This is a genomic window from Phytoamicus setariae (assembly GCF_016722925.1).
Classification (GTDB): domain Bacteria; phylum Pseudomonadota; class Alphaproteobacteria; order Rhizobiales; family Rhizobiaceae; genus Rhizobium_E; species Rhizobium_E setariae.
The window spans coordinates 1-17364 of record NZ_JAEQNC010000017.1 but is presented as its reverse complement, the minus strand read 5'-3'; the positions used below and the strand labels follow the sequence as shown (position 1 = coordinate 17364).

Here is a 17364-nt window from a genome sequence, read left to right as displayed (position 1 = left end):
TTATTCGAAGGTGCCGTTATCCCCGCGCCCATTCCGGCAGCCACTCGCCATGCGCTTTCAAGAGTTCGTCGGTGAGCGTCCGGATTTGGTCGAGATCGAGTTCGGCGGCCGTGTGCGGATCCATCATTGCGGCGTGATAGATGTGTTCGCGGTCCTCGGTCGTCAGCGCCTTCACCGTCAGTTCCTGCACGTTGATGTTGGTGCGGATCAGCGCGGTCAGTTGGGTGGGCAGCTCGCCGATGAACGTCGGCTGTATGCCGTTGGCATCGACAAGACAAGGCACCTCGGCAGCGCAGTTTGCCGGCAGCGAGCTGATGCAGCCGTTGTTCCTAACATTGCCGTAGATGACCGAAGGTTGGCCGGCCCAGACGGAATTGACGATTTCGGAGGCATATTCGTGGCTTTCGCGAATCTCGATCGTGTCGGCATTCTTCAGTGCTTCGGCTTCTGTCTTCCAGCGGGCGATCTGCTCAACACAGCGCTTCGGGTATTCGTCAAGCGGAATGCCGAACTTCTCGATCAGGTCCTCGCGGCCGTCCTTGATGAACCACGGCGTATATTCGGCGAAATGCTCGGAACTCTCGGTGACGAAATAGCCGAGCCGGGTCAGCATCTCGTAGCGCACCTTGTTAGGGCAGCGCGGGTTCCAGTGGCTGGGCTTGGGGAAACGACCCTCGCGATAGCCGGCCAGCAGGTCCGGGTAGAGGTTCCGATAGGATCCATCCGGCTGTCGGTGCTCGAAATTGAGGTAGAAGGCCATGTGATTGATGCCGGCGGCGCGATAGCGGATTTCCGAAACCGGGATGTCGAGATCGCGCGCCAGTTCCCAGGCGGTGCCCTGTACGGAATGGCACAGGCCGACCTGCCGGATGGCAGGGTATTTTTCGGCGATCGCCCAGGTATTGATCGCCATCGGGTTGACATATTGCAGCAGGATGGCGTTCGGGCAGACGTCCAGCATGTCCTCGCAGATCGACCACAGATGCGGCACCGTGCGTAGGCCGCGCATGATGCCGCCGATGCCGAGGGTGTCGGCGATGGTCTGGCGCAGACCATACTTCTTCGGCAACTCGAAATCGATGACGGTGCAGGGCTCATAGCCGCCGATCTGGAAGGCGACGATGACGAAGTCCGCCGCGTCAAGCGCGCGGCGTTGGCTGGCATGGGTTTCGACCGTCGCCGGCACGCCGAGCGTCGCAACGATCCTGCCGGCGACGACGGCGCTTTCCGCCAGCCGTTCGGGATTGATGTCCATCAGCGCGATCGTCGCGCCCGAGAGCGCCGGCCGTTGCAGGATGTCGCTGACGATGTTCTTCATGAACACCGTCGATCCGGCGCCGATGAAGGCGATTTTCGGATTGCTTGCCATTTCGTGCTCACTCCCTGATATCTGCGCGTGTAGAAAATCCACTTATAATTTGCTGATATTTCGGGAATAAGAGGGTGTCTGTGCTATCGAGGGTAATATCATGCTGTCTGATCTGATCGCGCGTGGGCCGATGATGCGCAGCGTATCGCTGCCGCGTGCGCGCCATCCTCTGCATGTCATGCCGACCAGCGCCGGCTATGAGCGTCGCGAAGGGCCCGGCTATGACTGGGATGGGCTGAAGCGCGGCCAGACGCCCTTCACCATCTTCCAGTTCACGCTCGCGGGGCAGGGCAATCTCGCTTACGAGGGGCGCCGGCTTTCGGTGTCGACGGGCGAGGCAATGATCCTGACCGTGCCGCATCGGCATCGCTACTGGCTTGATCAGGGCCAAGGCTGGGAATTCTTCTGGATCTCGATGAGCGGCGCCGAGGCCATTCGCATCCATGCGCTGATTTCAACGGCAGTCGGGCCGGTGTTCCGTCCGAAACCGCAGAGCATCGACCGGCTTGCCGATCTTTGCCTGCGTCTGGAGGGCGAAGCCGGCGACAGCGCGCCGCGTGCCTCGGCGCTCGCCTATGAGGCGGTGATGGTGCTGTTTGCCGATGTGTTCGGCACCGATGTGTCGGAGCAGCCGATGGCGCCGGAGCTGTCGCGGGTCATTGCCCATGTGGCGTCGCACCTGGCCGAAAAGCTGGATATCGATGCGATGGCTGCCGTGGCGGGTCTCAGTCGGGCGCATTTTTCCCGGCGTTTTGCCGCTGCGGTCGGCCTGCCGCCGGCGGAATATGTGCTGCAGGAAAAGATGCGGCGGGCGGCGCGGCTGCTTGTTGGTGCCGGCTCCATGCCGGTCAAGCAGATCGCCGCTGAGGTTGGCTTTGACGATCCCAACTACTTCGGCAAGGCGTTCCGCCGGGTCTTCGGGGTCAGTCCGGGCGAGTTCCGTTCCTCCGGCATGTATTTCGATCCCGCCGCGCCCGATATTGGCAGATGAGACCAGCCGGACATCCCGCCCGGGTCAAGCCGGAAAGCGACACCGGGAGGACATTTTCGACCTTGCCCTTTTCAATCTGTGTGCGACACCTGACGCCGGGCGTGCGGCCGCGATAACCGCACCCAAGTGGAGAGGGAAGAACACGATGGATACGATTGTAAAGCTGGTTGGCAAGGACGCTCAGGAGCCGGTGACGACGGATCTCGACGGCTGGGTTGTCGTTGAGGGGACGCCAAGCATGAAGACCTGGGTGCTGCATACGTCCAACGACGGCAGCATGATTTCCGGTTACTGGGAAGCGACGCCTGGCACCTACCATGCCACCTATACCGACTACGAATTCGTGCATGTCATGCAGGGAAAGATGACGATCACGCCAGATGGCGGCGTCCCTGTAGTGCTGGGACCGGGCGATGCCTTCGTGGTCGAGCCGGGTTTCAAGGGGCTCTGGAAGATCGAGGAAACCATCCGCAAGCATTTCGCCATCAAGCTCTGATTTTTGGCGGCCTCTCGGTTTCCCTCTCCCCCGCCTGTGGGGAGAGGGTTAGGCTGAGGGGCAAGCGGCATCAGCAATGCTGTGCTCTGGACTGCGCCGCTGGTTTCGCTTTTTCCGGTTAATTCACTGATATTGCTTCGCATTTTGTGTGTCTAATTGACATTGTCGGTGTCCGGCGCTATTGGCATGCCTACGATAGTGTCGGAAGTGATCGCACACTGACCCATATTTCGAGGTTCCGGCCACGTGTTGCAGATGACCTTCATCATCGTTGAAGCGCTTTTCCTTTGCGGGCTGGCGGTGACGCTGTCGCTTGGCCGCGATGTCTGGCTCTTGGATGTGGCGACCTTCTTCTGGTTGTTCGCCATCCTGCTGGCCGCACTGCTGCTTGTAGTTTCGCTGTTCATTCCGGGCTGGGCGGGCAAAATTCTGGCTGCGGTCACGCTTGCCGTGTCCCTGGTGCCGGTTATTGCTCTGCCGGCTGCGCCCGACGCCGTTTCCGAACGCAAGCTCAGGCTGATCACCGCCAATCTGTATGTCGACAATCCCGACCCCAGGGAGTTCGTGTCGTTTCTGGTCAGCCAGCAGCCGGATATCGTCGTCACCCAGGAGACGCGACCGCGCTTTGAGAAGGCAATCCGCGAAGCCGGGTTTTTACCGTTCGAGAATAGCGGAGATCTTGTCGATACCGACGATATGAAGATCTTCAGCCGCTTTCCCATTCGCTCGGAGGCGACTGTAAAGGAGGATATCGGCGCAGAACCGCTTTATCGTCACCCGCTGCGCGTCGTCATCGATACGCCCAACGGGCCGCTTGTCGTCTATGCAGTACACCCCGACACCCCGCGCCGCCCGGGCCGCTGGCGGCAACGCAATCTCTATCTCCAGACGCTTGCCGATCATGTCGCCAGGGAGTCCAAGGCTGTGCCTGTTGTCGTGGCCGGAGACTGGAACACGCCGCCATGGTCAGCCTATTTCCGAGGGTTCTTCGACAAGACGGGTTTTCTATTCCTTCAGGGGCGCTCCTGGCCTGCTGTAACCCGGTTCAGCATGCGCTTTGAGGCGCTGATGACGGCCGGCGTCACCATCGATCACGTCGCGCTTTCGCCTGTAGTCGGCATGGTGCAATGGCGCATCGGGCCGAAATTCGGCTCAAATCACCTGCCTGTCATCATCGATATCGGTTGGCCGCAAGCCAATGCCGTCGCCGCGCGCCCGGCACCTGTGCGCGGATGACATTGCTCGCCACCCTTGCCGGGCTGTTTATGGCCGCATTGATTGCCGGTTCCATCCTGCCATTGCAGTCGGAAGCGGTGCTGGCGACGCTGCTGGCAACCACCGACTATTCGGTCGTGCTTCTCGTGGCGACGGCGAGTGTCGGCAATGTGCTGGGTTCGGTGATCAACTGGCTGCTCGGGCGCGGCATCGAGCGCTTTCGCGACCGACGCTGGTTTCCTGTCGGCTCCGCCATGCTTGAGCGAGCACAGGGCTGGTACCAGCGCTATGGCAAATGGAGCCTGCTGATGAGCTGGGTGCCCGTTATTGGTGATCCGCTGACCATGGTCGCAGGCGTGATGCGCGAACCCATCGGTAAGTTCGTACTGCTGGTCGCGCTGGCCAAGACGGCACGCTATGCCGCGGTTGCGGCGCTGGCGACCAACATGACGTGATAGCAGATCAGAGCGGCCGACTGGCCCTGACATAGATCTCCGCCAGACGTTCGAAGCCTGCCTGGTCTTCCGCATCGAAGCGGCCGGGCAGGGGGCTGTCGAGATCGAGTACGCCGAACACGGCGCCATCGCGGATGAGTGGCACGACGAGTTCCGAGCGCGAGGCGGCATCGCAGGCGATATGGCCCGGAAATGCGTGGACATCGGCCACCAACATGGATTTCCGCTCCGCGACCGCCGCGCCACACACGCCCTTGCCGACCGCGATGCGGACGCAGGCGACCTTGCCCTGAAACGGGCCGAGCACCAGTTCCTCGGGAGCGCGCAGGAAGTAGAAGCCGGCCCAGTTGAGATCCGGCACCAGTTCCTTGATCAGGGCCGAAACATTGGCCGCATTGGCGATCGGATCAAGTTCGCCGTCGAGCAGGGCACCAAGTTGGGCGCAGAGCTCATCGTAAAAGGCGGGCTTGTCGTGGTGATCGATTGCGTGTGCCGCGTACATGTTCTGTCGTCCATATCCGTGTACCTTTAGCACGTCCTATCACGGTCGACCGGATAAGGCTTACGCTTTTTCGCAATGACCCTTCGGCCCAGTTTCGAAATCGCCGGGCTGGGGCGGTGCGATCGGCTTGAACAGTGTGCGGTCCGGCTTGATATCGAGGAGCGGCGTGCCGTCGAGGCAATCCATGCCACGGACGAATAGTTTGTTGCCCTCGACTTTTTCGAGAAGCACGATCGATGTGCCGATCGGGTTCGGCCTGACGGGCGAGCGCAACGAGAAGGTGCCATGCACCTTGCCGCTGCTGGCCGGGCTTTGCAGCACCAGATCGCGACGGCTTTGATCGAGCCAGTAAAGCACCTCGAGCCGTTCGAACTTCTCGATGCCTTGCAGTCCAGCCACCCAGGGTTCGAAAATCTCGATGGTGCAGACCGGTCCGTCATGCCGGCCTTGCCGTGGCGTCATCAGCCGCGATGTCCAGGGTGTGGAAATCCGCCCGATATAGCAAAGGTGCGCGTCCATCGGCTCCGGCGCTGATACCGCCACCTCGTTTTGCCGGATTTCGTTTTCGCGCACCATTATCCACGTGCTCCTAGTCAGCCTGTGCCTGCAGAATGCCGCTCGTCAGCGAGCCATCGGCTGGATAAAGCGGGATCAGGCAGGCCTGCAGGGCATGATAGATGTCGGCCTTGCCGGCGAAGACTTCATGGGAAGGCACCATCTGCTCGCTCAATTCCTCGTGCCAGCCGCCCTTGTCACGATCGAGGAATCTTGAGGCGATGGTGTTCCAGATTAGCCGGTAGCTGCTCTCGTGCATGTCGGAGGGCGCATTGCTGACGAGGAAGGACGCCGCGCCGATGCCCTCGGCCATCGGCCACCAGAGTTTGGCGCGCTTGGCCGGCTGGTCGTTCCAGTCGAGCGTATAGAAGAAGCCGCCGTGGGCGTGGTCCCAGCCGAGCGCCATGGATTGGGCAAACAGCGCCTGCGCCGCTTCCAGCATCCAGTCGTGCTGGTGATCGCCAAGTGCATAGAGTTGCAGCAGCAGCCGGGACCATTCCAGCCAATGGCCCGGCGTGGTGCCGGAGGGGCGGAACATTTCGTTGCCCTTGTAGTTCTTCAGGAGGTTCCAGTTCTCGTCGAAATGCTCGCCGACCCTAAAGCCGGTCTGGCGTGCAAGGCGGTTGATGATGAGGTCGGCGATGCGCTCGGCCTTCTGGAGATAGTGGTCCTCGTCGGTCGCCTCATAGGCGGCCATCAAGGCCTCTGTCAGGTGCATGTTGGAGTTCTGGCCGCGATAGCCGGGAATGGCGGTCCAGTCGGCCTGGAATTCCTCAGCGATGGCACCGTGGTTGTCTTCCCAGAACTTGGTGTCGAGGATCTCGGTCACATCGGCCAGCATCTCCTCAGCGACCGGATGGCCGACGAGCGAGGCCGAAGACGCGGCCAGCAACACGAAGGCGTGGCCATAGCCTTGCTTGGTCGCATCGCACGGGCCGTCATTGTCGACCTGCCAGAAATAGCCGCCATGCTTGCGGTCGCGGTGGGCGTTCCAGAGAAAATCCATGCCATGGTCGATCAGGTCGGCGCATCCCGGCCGGCCGAGCAGGTGGCCGATCGTCATGCAATGGACCATGCGGGCCGACATATGGATGCCGCGCACGGGATTGTCTGCATTCAGTGGTTTGCCGTCGGCATCGAACTCGTAGAACCCACCCTTGGGATTGATCGACCGCCACTGGAAATACTCGAACAGCCTGTTTGCCTCGCCCATCAGCCAGTCGCGGTGGGTGGGAAGGGTAAGCCAGCTTTGGGCGGTCATGATGATATCCTTGAGAGAAAAATTCAGGCCAGCGAGGCGAGCCGCGTTTCGGCAAGGCGCACCCAGTAGGAAACGCCGAAGGGGATGATCTCGTCGTTGAAATCATAGCCGGGATTGTGCAGTCCGGCTGTATCGCCGTTGCCGATGAAGATGAAGTTGCCCGGCCGCGCATTGAGCATGTAGGAGAAATCCTCCCCGCCCATCGTCGGCCGAACCTCGCCGTCGACATTGGCAAGGCCGGCGATTTCGCTCGCGACGTCGAGCGCTGCTGCCGTTTGCGTGGCGTGATTGACAGTGACGGGATAGCCGGAATGGATTTGCACGCGCGCTTCTGCGCCATGGGCGCTGGCAATGCCCTCGGCGATCTGCCGCAGCCGTTCCTGGGTTTGGGTCCTGAGTTCGGGCGTCAATGTACGGATCGTGCCGCCGATCGTCGCCTCGTCGGGGATGACGTTGTGGGCATTGCCGCCCTTCATCTTGGTTACCGAGACGACAGTGGAGTCGAAGGGGTCGGTGACGCGCGATGCGATTGACTGCAGCGATGTGATGATATGGGCCGCGATCAGCACCGGATCGATGCCCTTGTGCGGCATGGCGGCATGAGCGCCGCGGCCCCGCACGGCAATGACAAATTCGTCTGTCGAGGCCATGATCGGGCCGTTGCGGCTGGCGAACGTTCCCACATCCAGACCGGGCATGTTGTGCATGCCATAGACTTCGGAGATGGCGAACTTCTCCATCATGCCGTCCTTGACCATCTCATGGCCGCCGCCGCCGCCCTCTTCGGCCGGTTGGAAGATGACCACGATCTGGCCGGCGAAATTGCGGGTCTCGGCGAGATACTTGGCCGCACCCAGCAGCATAGCGGTGTGCCCGTCATGGCCGCAGGCATGCATTTTGCCTGATGTCTGAGAGGCCCATTGCTTGCCCGTCGTCTCGATGAGCGGCAGTGCGTCCATGTCTGCCCGCAGGCCAATTGTCGGGCCCGGGCCGTTCGCGCCTCTGATCAAACCGACGACGCCGGTGCGTCCAAGTCCGGTTACGATCTCGTCGACACCGAATTCGCGTAGCTTCGTTTCGACGAACCCAGCCGTCCTGACGACATCGAACAAAAGCTCAGGCATTTGATGTAGTTGGCGACGCCAGGCAGTGATCTCGTCATGCATTTCGCTCGCGCGGTTCAGGATTGGCATCTTGAATTGATCCTCTCATGGTCGGCGCGCAACTCCGCTTTTCCGCAAAAGTTTTTGCTAATATTAAAAAGGGAGCTGCCATTTCTCTGCCATATAGTCTAAATAACGGCGGGTAAACAAAGTTCTTCGACAGTACGGATTTGAGGCGGTTGACGCTATGAGTAAAATTTTGCGGCGTGGTTCGGCGCGCGCGTTTGCAGCGTGCCTTGGACTTGCACTCTCGACGGGGATAGTAAGCGAAGCTCTCGCTAACCCACATATGCTTGTTGATATCAAGAGCGGAAAGGTCCTCGAACACGAGGATGCCTTCCAGAAATGGTATCCCGCCTCGCTGACCAAACTTATGACCGCCTATACCGTTTTTCGCCAGGTTCGGGCCGGGCGCATCACGATTGAGACGCCGGTGGTCATGAGCAAAGCAGCTGCTGCCCAGCCTGCGTCCAAGATGTATCTCAAGCCCGGCGATTCCATGTCGCTCGATGATGCGCTCAAGGTGCTACTGGTCAAGTCGGCCAATGACGTGGCGTATGCGATCGCTGAAAATGTCGGCGGTACGATGCCTGACTTCGTCAACATGATGAACGCAGAAGCTGCCCGGCTCGGCATGAGTTCAACGCATTTCATCAATCCCAACGGGCTTCCCGGCAAGGGACAGTACACCACTGCGCGTGACCTCGCGCTGCTGGCCGTCGCGATCCGCAAGGAATTTCCCGAGTATGCCGGCTATTTCTCGCTCGAAGGTGTGAAGGTCGGCAAGCGCCAATATGGCAATTTCAACAAGCTGATCGGCCGCTTTGCCGGCGCCGACGGCATGAAGACCGGCTTCATCTGCGCCTCGGGTTTCAATCAGGTGTCGACCGCCACCCGCAACGGCAGGGCAGTCGTGTCGGTGGTGCTTGGATCAGACAGCCTTATCCATCGTGCCGATCTGTCTGCCGAATTGCTGGAAAAAGGCCTTTCGGGAAGTGCTTCGTTCGGACTGCCGACGCTCGCACGGCTCCAGCCGTATGGCACTCATCTCGAAGCGGTAAACGACATTTCGGAGGACATCTGCCGCAAGAAGGGCAAGAAGGTCCGTTCTGAGGGCCGTGACGATGCTGCCGGCGACAAGGGTTCGCCCTATGCGCGCAAGATCGACCGACCGCTGAATGTTTCACTGGTCACGATCATTCCTGCAGGCAAAAAGGTCGCCGCGCTCGAAGCCGACGAAGGCGAGACCGTGGCCGAGTTCATTCCGATTCCCGAACCGCGCCCGTCGAACTAGAGCATCATCATGGCCGCGCCTGCCGACCGCATTCCGGTTTCCATCCTCACGGGCTTTTTGGGCGCGGGCAAGTCGAGCTTGCTCAACCGGCTGCTGAAGGATCCCGACATGGCCGACACGGCCGTGATCATCAACGAATTCGGCGAGGTTGGCATCGACCACCTGCTGGTGGAATCCTCGGGCGACGCGATGGTCGAGCTTTCCAACGGCTGCCTGTGCTGCACTGTCCGTGGCGAACTCACCGATACACTCGTCTATTTCCGCGAGGCCATGGCCGACGGCCGCATCAAGCCGCTCAAGCGGGTGGTGATCGAAACGACCGGGCTTGCCGATCCCGCGCCGGTCATTCAATCTATAATCGGCAATCCGGAGATCGCGCGCGATTTCTCCATCGATGGCGTCATCGCGCTCGTCGATGCCGTCAACGGCCTCTCCACGCTTGACCACCACGAGGAAGCGCGTCGGCAGGTGGCCGTCGCTGACCGGCTGATCTTCACCAAGCTCACGCTTGCCGATACGGATGTCGTGCCCCCGTTGACCGAGCGGCTGCGCGCGCTCAATCCGCTTGCCGAAATCATCGACGGCGATTCCGCAAGGGCCGCCCGCTATGCGACGCTTTCGGCGGGGCTTTATGATTCTGCAACCAAGATCGCCGATGTCGGGCGCTGGCTGCATGACGAGGCGCATGACGACCATATCTGCGACGATCATTGCGGCCACGACCATCACCACGGCCACCATCATCACCGCGGTCATCGCCACGACGACGAGATCAAATCCTTCAGCATCATCCATGACAGGCCGGTCGATCCCGCCGCGATCGGCATGTTCATCGACCTCCTGCGTTCGGCGCATGCAGAAAGGCTGCTCAGGATGAAGGCAATCGTGGCGCTCACCGACGATCCCGAGCGGCCGTTGATCCTGCACGGCGTGCAATCCGTCTTCCATCCGCCCGAACGACTGGCGAAGTGGCCCGACGCGGCCGATCGGCGCACGCGCATGGTGCTGATCACCAGGAACCTGCCGCAGGACTTCGTCCAGAGCGTGTTCGACGCATTCACCGGCACGCCCCGCATCGACCGCCCCGACCGCCAGGCACTCGAGGACAATCCACTGGCCATTCCAGGGATGAAGATGTGAGTCCCTACCTCTCCCCCGTGGGAGAGGTAGGCATGCCGCACAGTTCTACTTTCCTTCGATCGGCACCGGCGGCAGTTCCGGCGCATCGAGCCCTTCGAATGGCGCCCGCCAGGCGTCCAGCGCTTCCAGTCTTTCGTACCAGCGCAGGATCGCTCTGTAAGCGTCGAGCGGCAGCCGTGCGATGTCGTTGAAAGGCAGGAAGGTGGCCATGCGGAAATCGGCATAGGATACGGCGTTTCCAAGCAGCCAGTCGCGACCGGCAAGATGGGCGTCTAGGATGGCGGAGGCTTCGCGAAACATTTCGAGCCCTTCTTCCACCTTCGCGGCATCTATGGGGCCGAAACCATACCGTTGCTTCGTCCCGCGCTCGAAATGCACGATGTCCGTGGCCGCCACGAATCGCGCCTTGCCCCAGCTCAGCCAGCGGATCATGTCAGGTTCGTCGTCGTCACGCCTCCAGAAATCCGACTGCGTGAGCTGCGACAAACGGCAGGCGATGGCGTCAGCTTCCCAGAGCGTGCCTTGCGGTTCCTCCAGTATCGGAATCGACAGGTTCGGATTGAGCGGACGGAATTTTTCCGCCTGCCCCGGCGCGAAGGGGGCTGCGAATTCGAACTCGACCGGCGCGTCGAGAAAACGCGCAACCGCGACCGCCAGCCGCGGATTGGGGTTGCGGCTGAAATAGAGCTTCATTCGGTGACCTCCCATTCTTGCCGTCTGCCATTTCGATCCGGCGGGTCATTGGCGGGAGCAGGGTGTAGCATCCGTCCCGCCAATCGCGGACTTCACCCCGCGCAACACGAGCCGCGCGTCAGCTGCATCATCCGCGCCGGGCAGCCTCGATTGCAGCGACATCGATCTTGCCCATGTCCATCATCGCCTCGAATGCGCGCTTTGCTTCCGCACCACCCACAGCCAACGCCTCGGTCAATACACGGGGGGTAATCTGCCAGGATATGCCCCATTTGTCCTTGCACCAACCGCATGCGCTTTCCTGGCCGCCATTGCCGACAATGGCGTTCCAATAGCGATCCGTCTCCTGTTGATCGTCGGTGGCAATCTGGAACGAGAATGCTTCGCTGTGCTTGAACATGGGGCCGCCATTGAGGCCGAGACACGGAATGCCCGCGACCGTGAACTCGACCGTCAGCACGTCGCCCGCCTTTCCTGATGGGTAATCGCTGGGAGCACGGTGGACGGCCTTCACCGAACTGTCAGGAAAAATCTCGGCATAGAATTTGGCTGCTGCCTCGGCATCATTGTCGTACCATACGCAAATCATGTTCTTGGGAGTTGCCATCGCTACTTCCTCCTTTCGCTTCGAAAAATGGATCCTGGTAGCTCAATTCCGGGCAGGCGGGTTGCCGGCCTTCACTCTATAGACGATGGACCCGACCGAAATCCGACATTCATCCCGGAAATATTTTTGGGGCGTCGCCTCGCATCGTAATCGACTTCGATCCGGCCCTCCACGATAACTATTACGAGTGCGGGTGTCGGAATATCGCTGAGCCAATCGTCTTCAAGGTCAGAGGATCGGGAGAACAACGATGCCTATTACAACTGCCGCCTTTGAACGCTCGCCCGACCGGGGCAAGGTGCTGCTCCGGTTGAAGGGATCGGGTCTTCTGGAGGAATGTTCCAACCTCTCCGCCTATGTCGCTCGCGGCGAAGCGCGGCCGGCATATGTAAGGGCTTTCGCCGATCAATTGGCGATATTCGCAGCCGCATCGACCGGCTGACACGGCTGGCACTCCGAATACCGGGATAAGCAAATGGCTGAATACGTACGAAAAAACTCTGTGGCACACCCTTTATTTCCGCAACGCCGATCCCATATTCAGTCCAGCGGGAGCATATCCCCAAACGGCTTGCCTTGACGGGAGCCGAATCCTGACTGTTCGTTCCGTGCCGAGAGAGGGCGGAACGGGAAACGGAGCACACAATGAATCTACAGAAATATTCCGAGCGCGTTCGCGGCTTTCTCCAGAACGCCCAGACTTATGCCCTTGGCGAGGGCAATCCGCAGTTTACCGCCGAGCATGTGCTGAAGGCGCTGCTTGATGACGAGCAGGGCATGGCGGCCTCGCTGATCGACCGCGCCGGCGGCGATGCCAAGATCGCCAAGCTGGCCAATGATGAAGCGCTGAAGAAGTTGCCGAAATCGTCCGGCGGCAACGGGCAGCTTTCTCTTGCCCAGCCGCTTGCGCGCATTTTCAACAATGCCGAGGAGCAGGCCAAGAAAGCCGGCGACTCCTTCGTCACCGTCGAACGCCTGCTTGTCGCACTGGCTCTGGAATCGACCGCCTCGACAGCAGATTCGCTGAAGAAGGCCGGCGTGTCGGCCCAATCGCTCAATCAGGTGATCAACGAGATCCGCAAGGGACGCACGGCCGATACGGCCAATGCCGAGCAGGGTTTCGATTCCCTGAAGAAGTATGCGCGTGACCTGACGGCCGAGGCCCGCGAAGGCCGGCTCGATCCGGTGATTGGCCGCGACGACGAAATCCGTCGCACCATCCAGGTCCTGTCGCGCCGTACCAAGAACAATCCCGTGCTGATCGGCGAGCCCGGCGTCGGCAAGACGGCGATTGCCGAAGGTCTGGCATTGCGCATCGTCAACGGCGACGTGCCGGAATCGCTGAAGGAAAAGAAACTGATGGCGCTCGATATGGGCGCCCTGATTGCCGGTGCAAAGTTCCGCGGTGAGTTCGAGGAACGTCTCAAGGCCGTGCTCAACGAAGTGCAGGCCGAAAACGGCGAGATCATACTGTTCATCGACGAGATGCACACATTGGTCGGTGCGGGCAAGGCGGAAGGCGCGATGGATGCGTCAAACCTGCTGAAACCTGCGCTTGCCCGCGGCGAGTTGCACTGCGTCGGTGCGACCACGCTCGACGAATACCGCAAGCATGTGGAAAAGGACGCCGCACTTGCGCGTCGTTTCCAACCGGTCTTCGTCGATGAGCCGAAGGTCGAGGATACAATCTCGATCCTGCGCGGTCTCAAGGAGAAGTACGAGCAGCATCACAAGGTGCGGATCTCCGATTCGGCGCTGGTGGCGGCTGCGACCTTGTCGAACCGCTACATCACCGACCGCTTCCTGCCCGACAAGGCTATCGACCTGATGGATGAAGCTGCTTCGCGTCTTCGCATGCAGGTCGATTCCAAGCCCGAAGAGCTCGACGAGCTCGATCGCAAGATCATGCAGCTGAAGATCGAGCGCGAAGCCTTGAAGAAGGAAACCGACAACGCCTCGCGCGATCGGCTGGAGAAGCTGGAAGCGGATTTGACTCGCTTCGAGGAAGAAGCCAATGCGCTGACTGCCCGCTGGCAGGCGGAAAAGCAGAAGCTCGGCCTTGCCGCCGATCTGAAGAAGCAGCTCGACGATGCCCGAAACGAGTTGGCGATCGCCCAGCGCAAGGGTGAATACCAGCGCGCCGGCGAACTTGCCTATGGCACGATCCCGGATCTCGAGAAGCAGCTTGTCGAAGCCGAAAGCGAGGACGGTCTGGCGAAAGCCATGGTGCAGGAAGTCGTCACCCCCGACAACATCGCCCATATTGTTTCCCGCTGGACCGGCATTCCAGTCGACAAGATGCTGGAAGGCGAGCGCGACAAGTTGTTGAGGATGGAAGACGAACTGGCGAAATCCGTCGTCGGGCAGGGCGATGCCGTGCAGGCGGTCTCGCGGGCGGTTCGCCGTGCGCGCGCCGGGCTTCAGGACCCGAACCGGCCGATCGGCTCGTTCATCTTCCTTGGCCCCACCGGCGTCGGCAAGACCGAACTGACCAAGTCACTGGCGCGCTTCCTCTTCGATGATGAGACCGCGATCACCCGCATGGACATGTCGGAATTCATGGAGAAGCATTCCGTCTCCAGGCTGATCGGCGCGCCTCCGGGCTATGTCGGTTATGACGAAGGCGGTGCCTTGACCGAAGCCGTGCGGCGCCGGCCCTATCAGGTCGTGCTGTTCGATGAGATCGAAAAGGCGCATCCCGACGTGTTCAACGTGCTGCTGCAGGTGCTCGATGACGGTCGCCTGACCGATGGCCAGGGCCGCACCGTGGACTTCAAGAACACGATCATCATCATGACCTCCAATCTGGGCGCGGAATATCTCGTCCAGCTGGGCGAGAACGATGATAGTGACAAGGTCCGCGATCAGGTGATGGATGTGGTGAAATCGGCTTTCCGGCCGGAGTTCCTCAATCGCGTCGACGAGATCATCCTGTTTCACAGGCTGCATCGCAAGGAGATGGGCACGATCGTCAGAATCCAGCTGGGCCGGCTCAACCAGTTGCTGGCGGACCGCAAGATCGAACTCGATATGGGCGAGGATGCGCTCAACTGGCTGGCCGACAAGGGTTACGATCCGGTCTATGGCGCGCGTCCGCTCAAGCGGGCGATCCAGCGCTATGTGCAGGATCCGCTGTCCGAACGTATCTTGTCGGGCGATTTTGCCGACGGTTCGAAGATCCATGTCACGGCCGGATCCGACCGGCTGCTGTTTTCGGCCAAGCGTACCGAGGCGCAAGCGGCAGCCTGAATATTTTGACAATGTATAAGAATAAAAACGGCGGCAGAAATGCCGCCGTTTGCAATTCCGGATGAATTCATTACTGGCTGGCGACCTGCTTGCTTTCGCCCTTGTTGAGCAGATCATCGATGCGTTTGCGCTCTTGCTCGAACTTGGCGAGATCTGCGCCTCGCAGCGAGTTGCCGCCGGGCAGGCGAATCCGCTGGGGATCCACCTTGTTGCCGTTGACGATCACTTCGTAGTGCAGGTGCGGTCCGGTCGATTGTCCTGTCGTGCCAACCCAGCCGATCACCTGACCCTGCACCACTTTGGCGCCTTCCTTGACGCCCTTGGCAATGGCGCTCTGGTGATTGTAGGACGTGACGTAACCGTTCGGATGCTGGATCAGCGTCTGGTTTCCATAGCCGCCCCTGTCCCAGCCCGCCTTGATCACCGTGCCGTTGCCGGCCGCGATAATCGGCGTGCCGCGCGGCGCTGACCAGTCCACGCCTGTATGCATGCGCATATAGCCGAGAATCGGATGCCGGCGCATTCCGAATCCCGACCGGAACGAGCCGTTCGGCAGCGGGTTACGGATCAGGAACTGCTTGAGACTCTTTCCGTCCTGATCGTAATAGTCGATCGACATGTCGTCGGGATCCTGGAACCGGTAGAGCCTGGTGTCTGTGTCGCCGAACTTGGCGTGGATGTAGAGGAGTTCGGATTCGTCGGTCGCTTCGCCCGTCTCGTCTTCCACGGAATAGAAGGCTTCCAGCTGGTCGGATGGTTTGAGACGTGCCTGAAAGTCGACGCTGCTGGCGAGCAGGCGAATCATCCGCGCCGTCATGTCCTTGCTCATCCCATAGGAGAGCGCAGCACGATAAATACCGTCATAGACCCTGGGAAGGTCGCGGCTGTCGGCGACAACGGTCGGGTTGTCGTCGAAGGCGGTGGCGATCGCGGCGAGATAGGGTGGTTCGGCGCCGGTGACGAATTTGCCTTTGTCATCGATGGCGACAGTCAGTTGGTGGGTGCCGCGCTTATAGAGGCTGACGCGGACGACGCGTGCCTTTTCCCCTTCCTGGATAATCCCGATTCGCAGCACCTCGCCCTCGCTGAGCTCGCGCCGCTGCAGAATTGTCGAGATGAAATCCTCGATGTCCTGGGCCTCTGCCTTGGCATAGCCGGCGCCGAGAAGCACGGCGCCGAGCTTGGCGTTTGCGCGCACCGGAATGATGTCGTCGGCATATTCGGGCGTCGCCTCGGTGATGGCCGTGGGTATGGCGACGGTGGTGTTTTCCTCGACCACCCGCGCTGACAGGCGATTGATCATGTCCAGGGTGTCGCTGTCGGACGCAAAACGCTGCGGATCGACGTAGTAAAGGGTAGAGACCTGCGCATCGCCGGCCGTCAGCACCGAGCCGTTGGTACGGACGTTCTCCTCCACCTCATCGAGGGACATGGAGGCCGCCAGCGGAAAATGCGAGGTCCCGGCTGGAAAATCGCTGGTCTTGAGCGCCACTTCCGATTCGACGTCAGAGCCGTAGAACACCGGCGAGGGGGCAGCCGCGACCGCCTTTTCACCTGACGAGACCATATTGAGCGGGTCGAAGCGCGGATAACTCTCCTCAAGCGGATAGCTGGCGGCAAGCGCCATCTTCACATGTGCGAAGGGGCGTTTGCGAATAACTTGTTTTTCGCCTTCGATGACAACAGTCGGTACATCCATGACCGACTTGTCGGCGGGCTTTGCGGCGATGGTGGCGGCGATCAGGCGCTTGCCCTTCTGTGCGAAGGTGGCTGCCCCTTCTTTCGGATCCGATCCGAGGCGGGTCATGGTGGAGGCTTCGGCTGGAATTGCCAGCAATTCGCGTCCCTCGAGCGCAGCAAACAGTGCAACGCCCATCAGGATGGAACTTGTAAGTCCTGTGAGGAACGTCCCCGAAAGCCAGCGCAACGAAACCTCGCGTCGGTCGGGCGTGCGCCGGCCTTCCGCCAGGATTGGTGGCTCATCACCGATAGAACGGATGATTTTGGCATCTGTCATGAATGCGCCATATGATGAATAGGTCCCGCCGTTCTTGCCGCATGAGTGCAATATAATAGGGCGGGAGTCAAACACGCGCCCGTGTGTGCGTAATCTTCATCCCCATTGCCTGAAAATGTGAAAAGTTCGGGGCGAAAAACCCAAAAGATACGTGGTGAAATTGGATTTCGGGGGGCGATGCCCGGCAAAGCGCTGGAAACCTCGAAGCTTCAAAAAAACTTCATATTTCTCCAAAATAGGGTTTGACAGTATGAGGAGTGGGGCCTATAACCCGCTTCATCGAACGGGGCGGCGGTTGCTTCTGGCGGCCAACGAGCTCGCTCCTGAGATTGGACTGAAAGGTTCGGTTTTAGGGGA

15 protein-coding genes and 1 pseudogene are annotated in these 17364 nt (G+C 60.5%); 8 read left to right on the top strand and 8 right to left on the bottom strand.

The features are described 5' to 3' along the window. Nucleotides 1-16 precede the first annotated feature (16 nt). Nucleotides 17-1369 carry an alpha-glucosidase/alpha-galactosidase gene (gene melA, locus JJB09_RS23155; protein ID WP_201663466.1) on the bottom strand — a complete coding sequence of 451 codons (1353 nt, stop codon included), beginning with the start codon at nucleotides 1367-1369 and terminating at the stop codon, nucleotides 17-19. A 100-nt stretch (nucleotides 1370-1469) separates the two neighbouring features. On the opposite strand from melA, the gene JJB09_RS23150 reads away from it, so the two are divergent. The 4 genes from JJB09_RS23150 to JJB09_RS23135 all read left to right on the top strand — a co-directional run bounded on the left by JJB09_RS23150 (nucleotide 1470) and on the right by JJB09_RS23135 (nucleotide 4526). Next, entirely contained in the window at nucleotides 1470-2360 is an 891-nt protein-coding gene (locus JJB09_RS23150) for an AraC family transcriptional regulator (RefSeq protein ID WP_201663465.1), read from the top strand. A 145-nt stretch (nucleotides 2361-2505) separates the two neighbouring features. Further along, nucleotides 2506-2856, top strand: coding sequence for a cupin domain-containing protein (locus tag JJB09_RS23145; RefSeq protein WP_201663464.1), 351 nt, complete (start codon nucleotides 2506-2508; stop codon nucleotides 2854-2856). A gap of 255 nt (nucleotides 2857-3111) precedes the next feature. Further along, nucleotides 3112-4092: an endonuclease/exonuclease/phosphatase family protein gene (locus JJB09_RS23140; protein ID WP_201663463.1), complete on the top strand. Its 981-nt coding sequence runs from the start codon at nucleotides 3112-3114 to the stop codon at nucleotides 4090-4092. Beyond that, nucleotides 4089-4526 (top strand): YqaA family protein, encoded by a 438-nt coding sequence (locus tag JJB09_RS23135; RefSeq protein ID WP_201663462.1) that lies wholly within the window; start codon nucleotides 4089-4091, stop codon nucleotides 4524-4526. Before JJB09_RS23140 ends, JJB09_RS23135 begins: the two co-directional genes overlap by 4 nt. Before the next feature lie 7 nt (nucleotides 4527-4533). On the opposite strand, the gene JJB09_RS23130 is transcribed toward JJB09_RS23135, so the two are convergent. The 4 genes from JJB09_RS23130 to JJB09_RS23115 are packed head-to-tail and all read right to left on the bottom strand — an operon-like array spanning nucleotide 4534 to nucleotide 8037. Further along, on the bottom strand, nucleotides 4534-5028 hold the full coding sequence (locus JJB09_RS23130) for a GAF domain-containing protein (RefSeq protein WP_201663461.1): 495 nt from the start codon (nucleotides 5026-5028) through the stop codon (nucleotides 4534-4536). Nucleotides 5029-5088: 60 nt separating this feature from the next. Continuing rightward, nucleotides 5089-5604 (bottom strand): tRNA (N6-threonylcarbamoyladenosine(37)-N6)-methyltransferase TrmO, encoded by a 516-nt coding sequence (gene tsaA / locus JJB09_RS23125; protein ID WP_201663460.1) that lies wholly within the window; start codon nucleotides 5602-5604, stop codon nucleotides 5089-5091. Between the two features lie 13 nt (nucleotides 5605-5617). Continuing rightward, nucleotides 5618-6844 (bottom strand): AGE family epimerase/isomerase, encoded by a 1227-nt coding sequence (locus tag JJB09_RS23120; RefSeq protein ID WP_201663459.1) that lies wholly within the window; start codon nucleotides 6842-6844, stop codon nucleotides 5618-5620. Nucleotides 6845-6867: 23 nt separating this feature from the next. Then, nucleotides 6868-8037, bottom strand: coding sequence for a M20 aminoacylase family protein (locus tag JJB09_RS23115; RefSeq protein ID WP_201663458.1), 1170 nt, complete (start codon nucleotides 8035-8037; stop codon nucleotides 6868-6870). Between the two features lie 157 nt (nucleotides 8038-8194). Here JJB09_RS23115 and JJB09_RS23110 point away from each other — a divergent pair, with 157 nt between their 5' ends. Both JJB09_RS23110 and JJB09_RS23105 read left to right on the top strand, forming a co-directional pair. Further along, nucleotides 8195-9301, top strand: coding sequence for a D-alanyl-D-alanine carboxypeptidase family protein (locus JJB09_RS23110; RefSeq protein ID WP_201663457.1), 1107 nt, complete (start codon nucleotides 8195-8197; stop codon nucleotides 9299-9301). A gap of 9 nt (nucleotides 9302-9310) precedes the next feature. After that, nucleotides 9311-10441 carry a CobW family GTP-binding protein gene (locus JJB09_RS23105; protein ID WP_201663456.1) on the top strand — a complete coding sequence of 377 codons (1131 nt, stop codon included), beginning with the start codon at nucleotides 9311-9313 and terminating at the stop codon, nucleotides 10439-10441. 45 nt (nucleotides 10442-10486) lie between these two features. Here the strand turns inward: JJB09_RS23105 and JJB09_RS23100 are convergent, their stop codons facing one another. Both JJB09_RS23100 and JJB09_RS23095 read right to left on the bottom strand, forming a co-directional pair. Further along, nucleotides 10487-11134 carry a glutathione S-transferase family protein gene (locus JJB09_RS23100; RefSeq protein WP_201663455.1) on the bottom strand — a complete coding sequence of 216 codons (648 nt, stop codon included), beginning with the start codon at nucleotides 11132-11134 and terminating at the stop codon, nucleotides 10487-10489. A gap of 127 nt (nucleotides 11135-11261) precedes the next feature. Then, the gene (locus JJB09_RS23095; RefSeq protein WP_201663454.1) at nucleotides 11262-11741 is read right to left on the bottom strand and encodes a VOC family protein; all 480 of its coding nucleotides are present in this window, start codon (nucleotides 11739-11741) and stop codon (nucleotides 11262-11264) included. 298 nt (nucleotides 11742-12039) lie between these two features. Here JJB09_RS23095 and JJB09_RS23090 point away from each other — a divergent pair. Continuing rightward, nucleotides 12040-12183, top strand: a pseudogene (locus JJB09_RS23090) (glutathione S-transferase family protein); the annotation flags it as partial. A 203-nt stretch (nucleotides 12184-12386) separates the two neighbouring features. Continuing rightward, nucleotides 12387-14990: an ATP-dependent chaperone ClpB gene (gene clpB / locus JJB09_RS23085; RefSeq protein ID WP_201663453.1), complete on the top strand. Its 2604-nt coding sequence runs from the start codon at nucleotides 12387-12389 to the stop codon at nucleotides 14988-14990. Nucleotides 14991-15060: 70 nt separating this feature from the next. On the opposite strand, the gene JJB09_RS23080 is transcribed toward clpB, so the two are convergent. Then, on the bottom strand, nucleotides 15061-17007 hold the full coding sequence (locus JJB09_RS23080) for a M23 family metallopeptidase (RefSeq protein WP_201663452.1): 1947 nt from the start codon (nucleotides 17005-17007) through the stop codon (nucleotides 15061-15063). Nucleotides 17008-17364: the final 357 nt, after the last annotated feature.

What these genes read in the sequence shown, in the direction of transcription:
- melA (WP_201663466.1), bottom strand. Translation starts at nt 1,369, where the DNA reads ATGGCAAGCAATCCGAAAATCGCCTTCATCGGCGCCGGATCGACGGTG.
- clpB (WP_201663453.1), top strand. Translation starts at nt 12,387, where the DNA reads ATGAATCTACAGAAATATTCCGAGCGCGTTCGCGGCTTTCTCCAGAAC.
- JJB09_RS23115 (WP_201663458.1), bottom strand. Translation starts at nt 8,037, where the DNA reads ATGCCAATCCTGAACCGCGCGAGCGAAATGCATGACGAGATCACTGCC.
- JJB09_RS23100 (WP_201663455.1), bottom strand. Translation starts at nt 11,134, where the DNA reads ATGAAGCTCTATTTCAGCCGCAACCCCAATCCGCGGCTGGCGGTCGCG.
- JJB09_RS23140 (WP_201663463.1), top strand. Translation starts at nt 3,112, where the DNA reads ATGACCTTCATCATCGTTGAAGCGCTTTTCCTTTGCGGGCTGGCGGTG.
- JJB09_RS23080 (WP_201663452.1), bottom strand. Translation starts at nt 17,007, where the DNA reads ATGACAGATGCCAAAATCATCCGTTCTATCGGTGATGAGCCACCAATC.
- JJB09_RS23095 (WP_201663454.1), bottom strand. Translation starts at nt 11,741, where the DNA reads ATGGCAACTCCCAAGAACATGATTTGCGTATGGTACGACAATGATGCC.
- JJB09_RS23105 (WP_201663456.1), top strand. Translation starts at nt 9,311, where the DNA reads ATGGCCGCGCCTGCCGACCGCATTCCGGTTTCCATCCTCACGGGCTTT.
- JJB09_RS23130 (WP_201663461.1), bottom strand. Translation starts at nt 5,028, where the DNA reads ATGTACGCGGCACACGCAATCGATCACCACGACAAGCCCGCCTTTTAC.
- JJB09_RS23150 (WP_201663465.1), top strand. Translation starts at nt 1,470, where the DNA reads ATGCTGTCTGATCTGATCGCGCGTGGGCCGATGATGCGCAGCGTATCG.
- JJB09_RS23135 (WP_201663462.1), top strand. Translation starts at nt 4,089, where the DNA reads ATGACATTGCTCGCCACCCTTGCCGGGCTGTTTATGGCCGCATTGATT.
- tsaA (WP_201663460.1), bottom strand. Translation starts at nt 5,604, where the DNA reads ATGGTGCGCGAAAACGAAATCCGGCAAAACGAGGTGGCGGTATCAGCG.
- JJB09_RS23120 (WP_201663459.1), bottom strand. Translation starts at nt 6,844, where the DNA reads ATGACCGCCCAAAGCTGGCTTACCCTTCCCACCCACCGCGACTGGCTG.
- JJB09_RS23110 (WP_201663457.1), top strand. Translation starts at nt 8,195, where the DNA reads ATGAGTAAAATTTTGCGGCGTGGTTCGGCGCGCGCGTTTGCAGCGTGC.
- JJB09_RS23145 (WP_201663464.1), top strand. Translation starts at nt 2,506, where the DNA reads ATGGATACGATTGTAAAGCTGGTTGGCAAGGACGCTCAGGAGCCGGTG.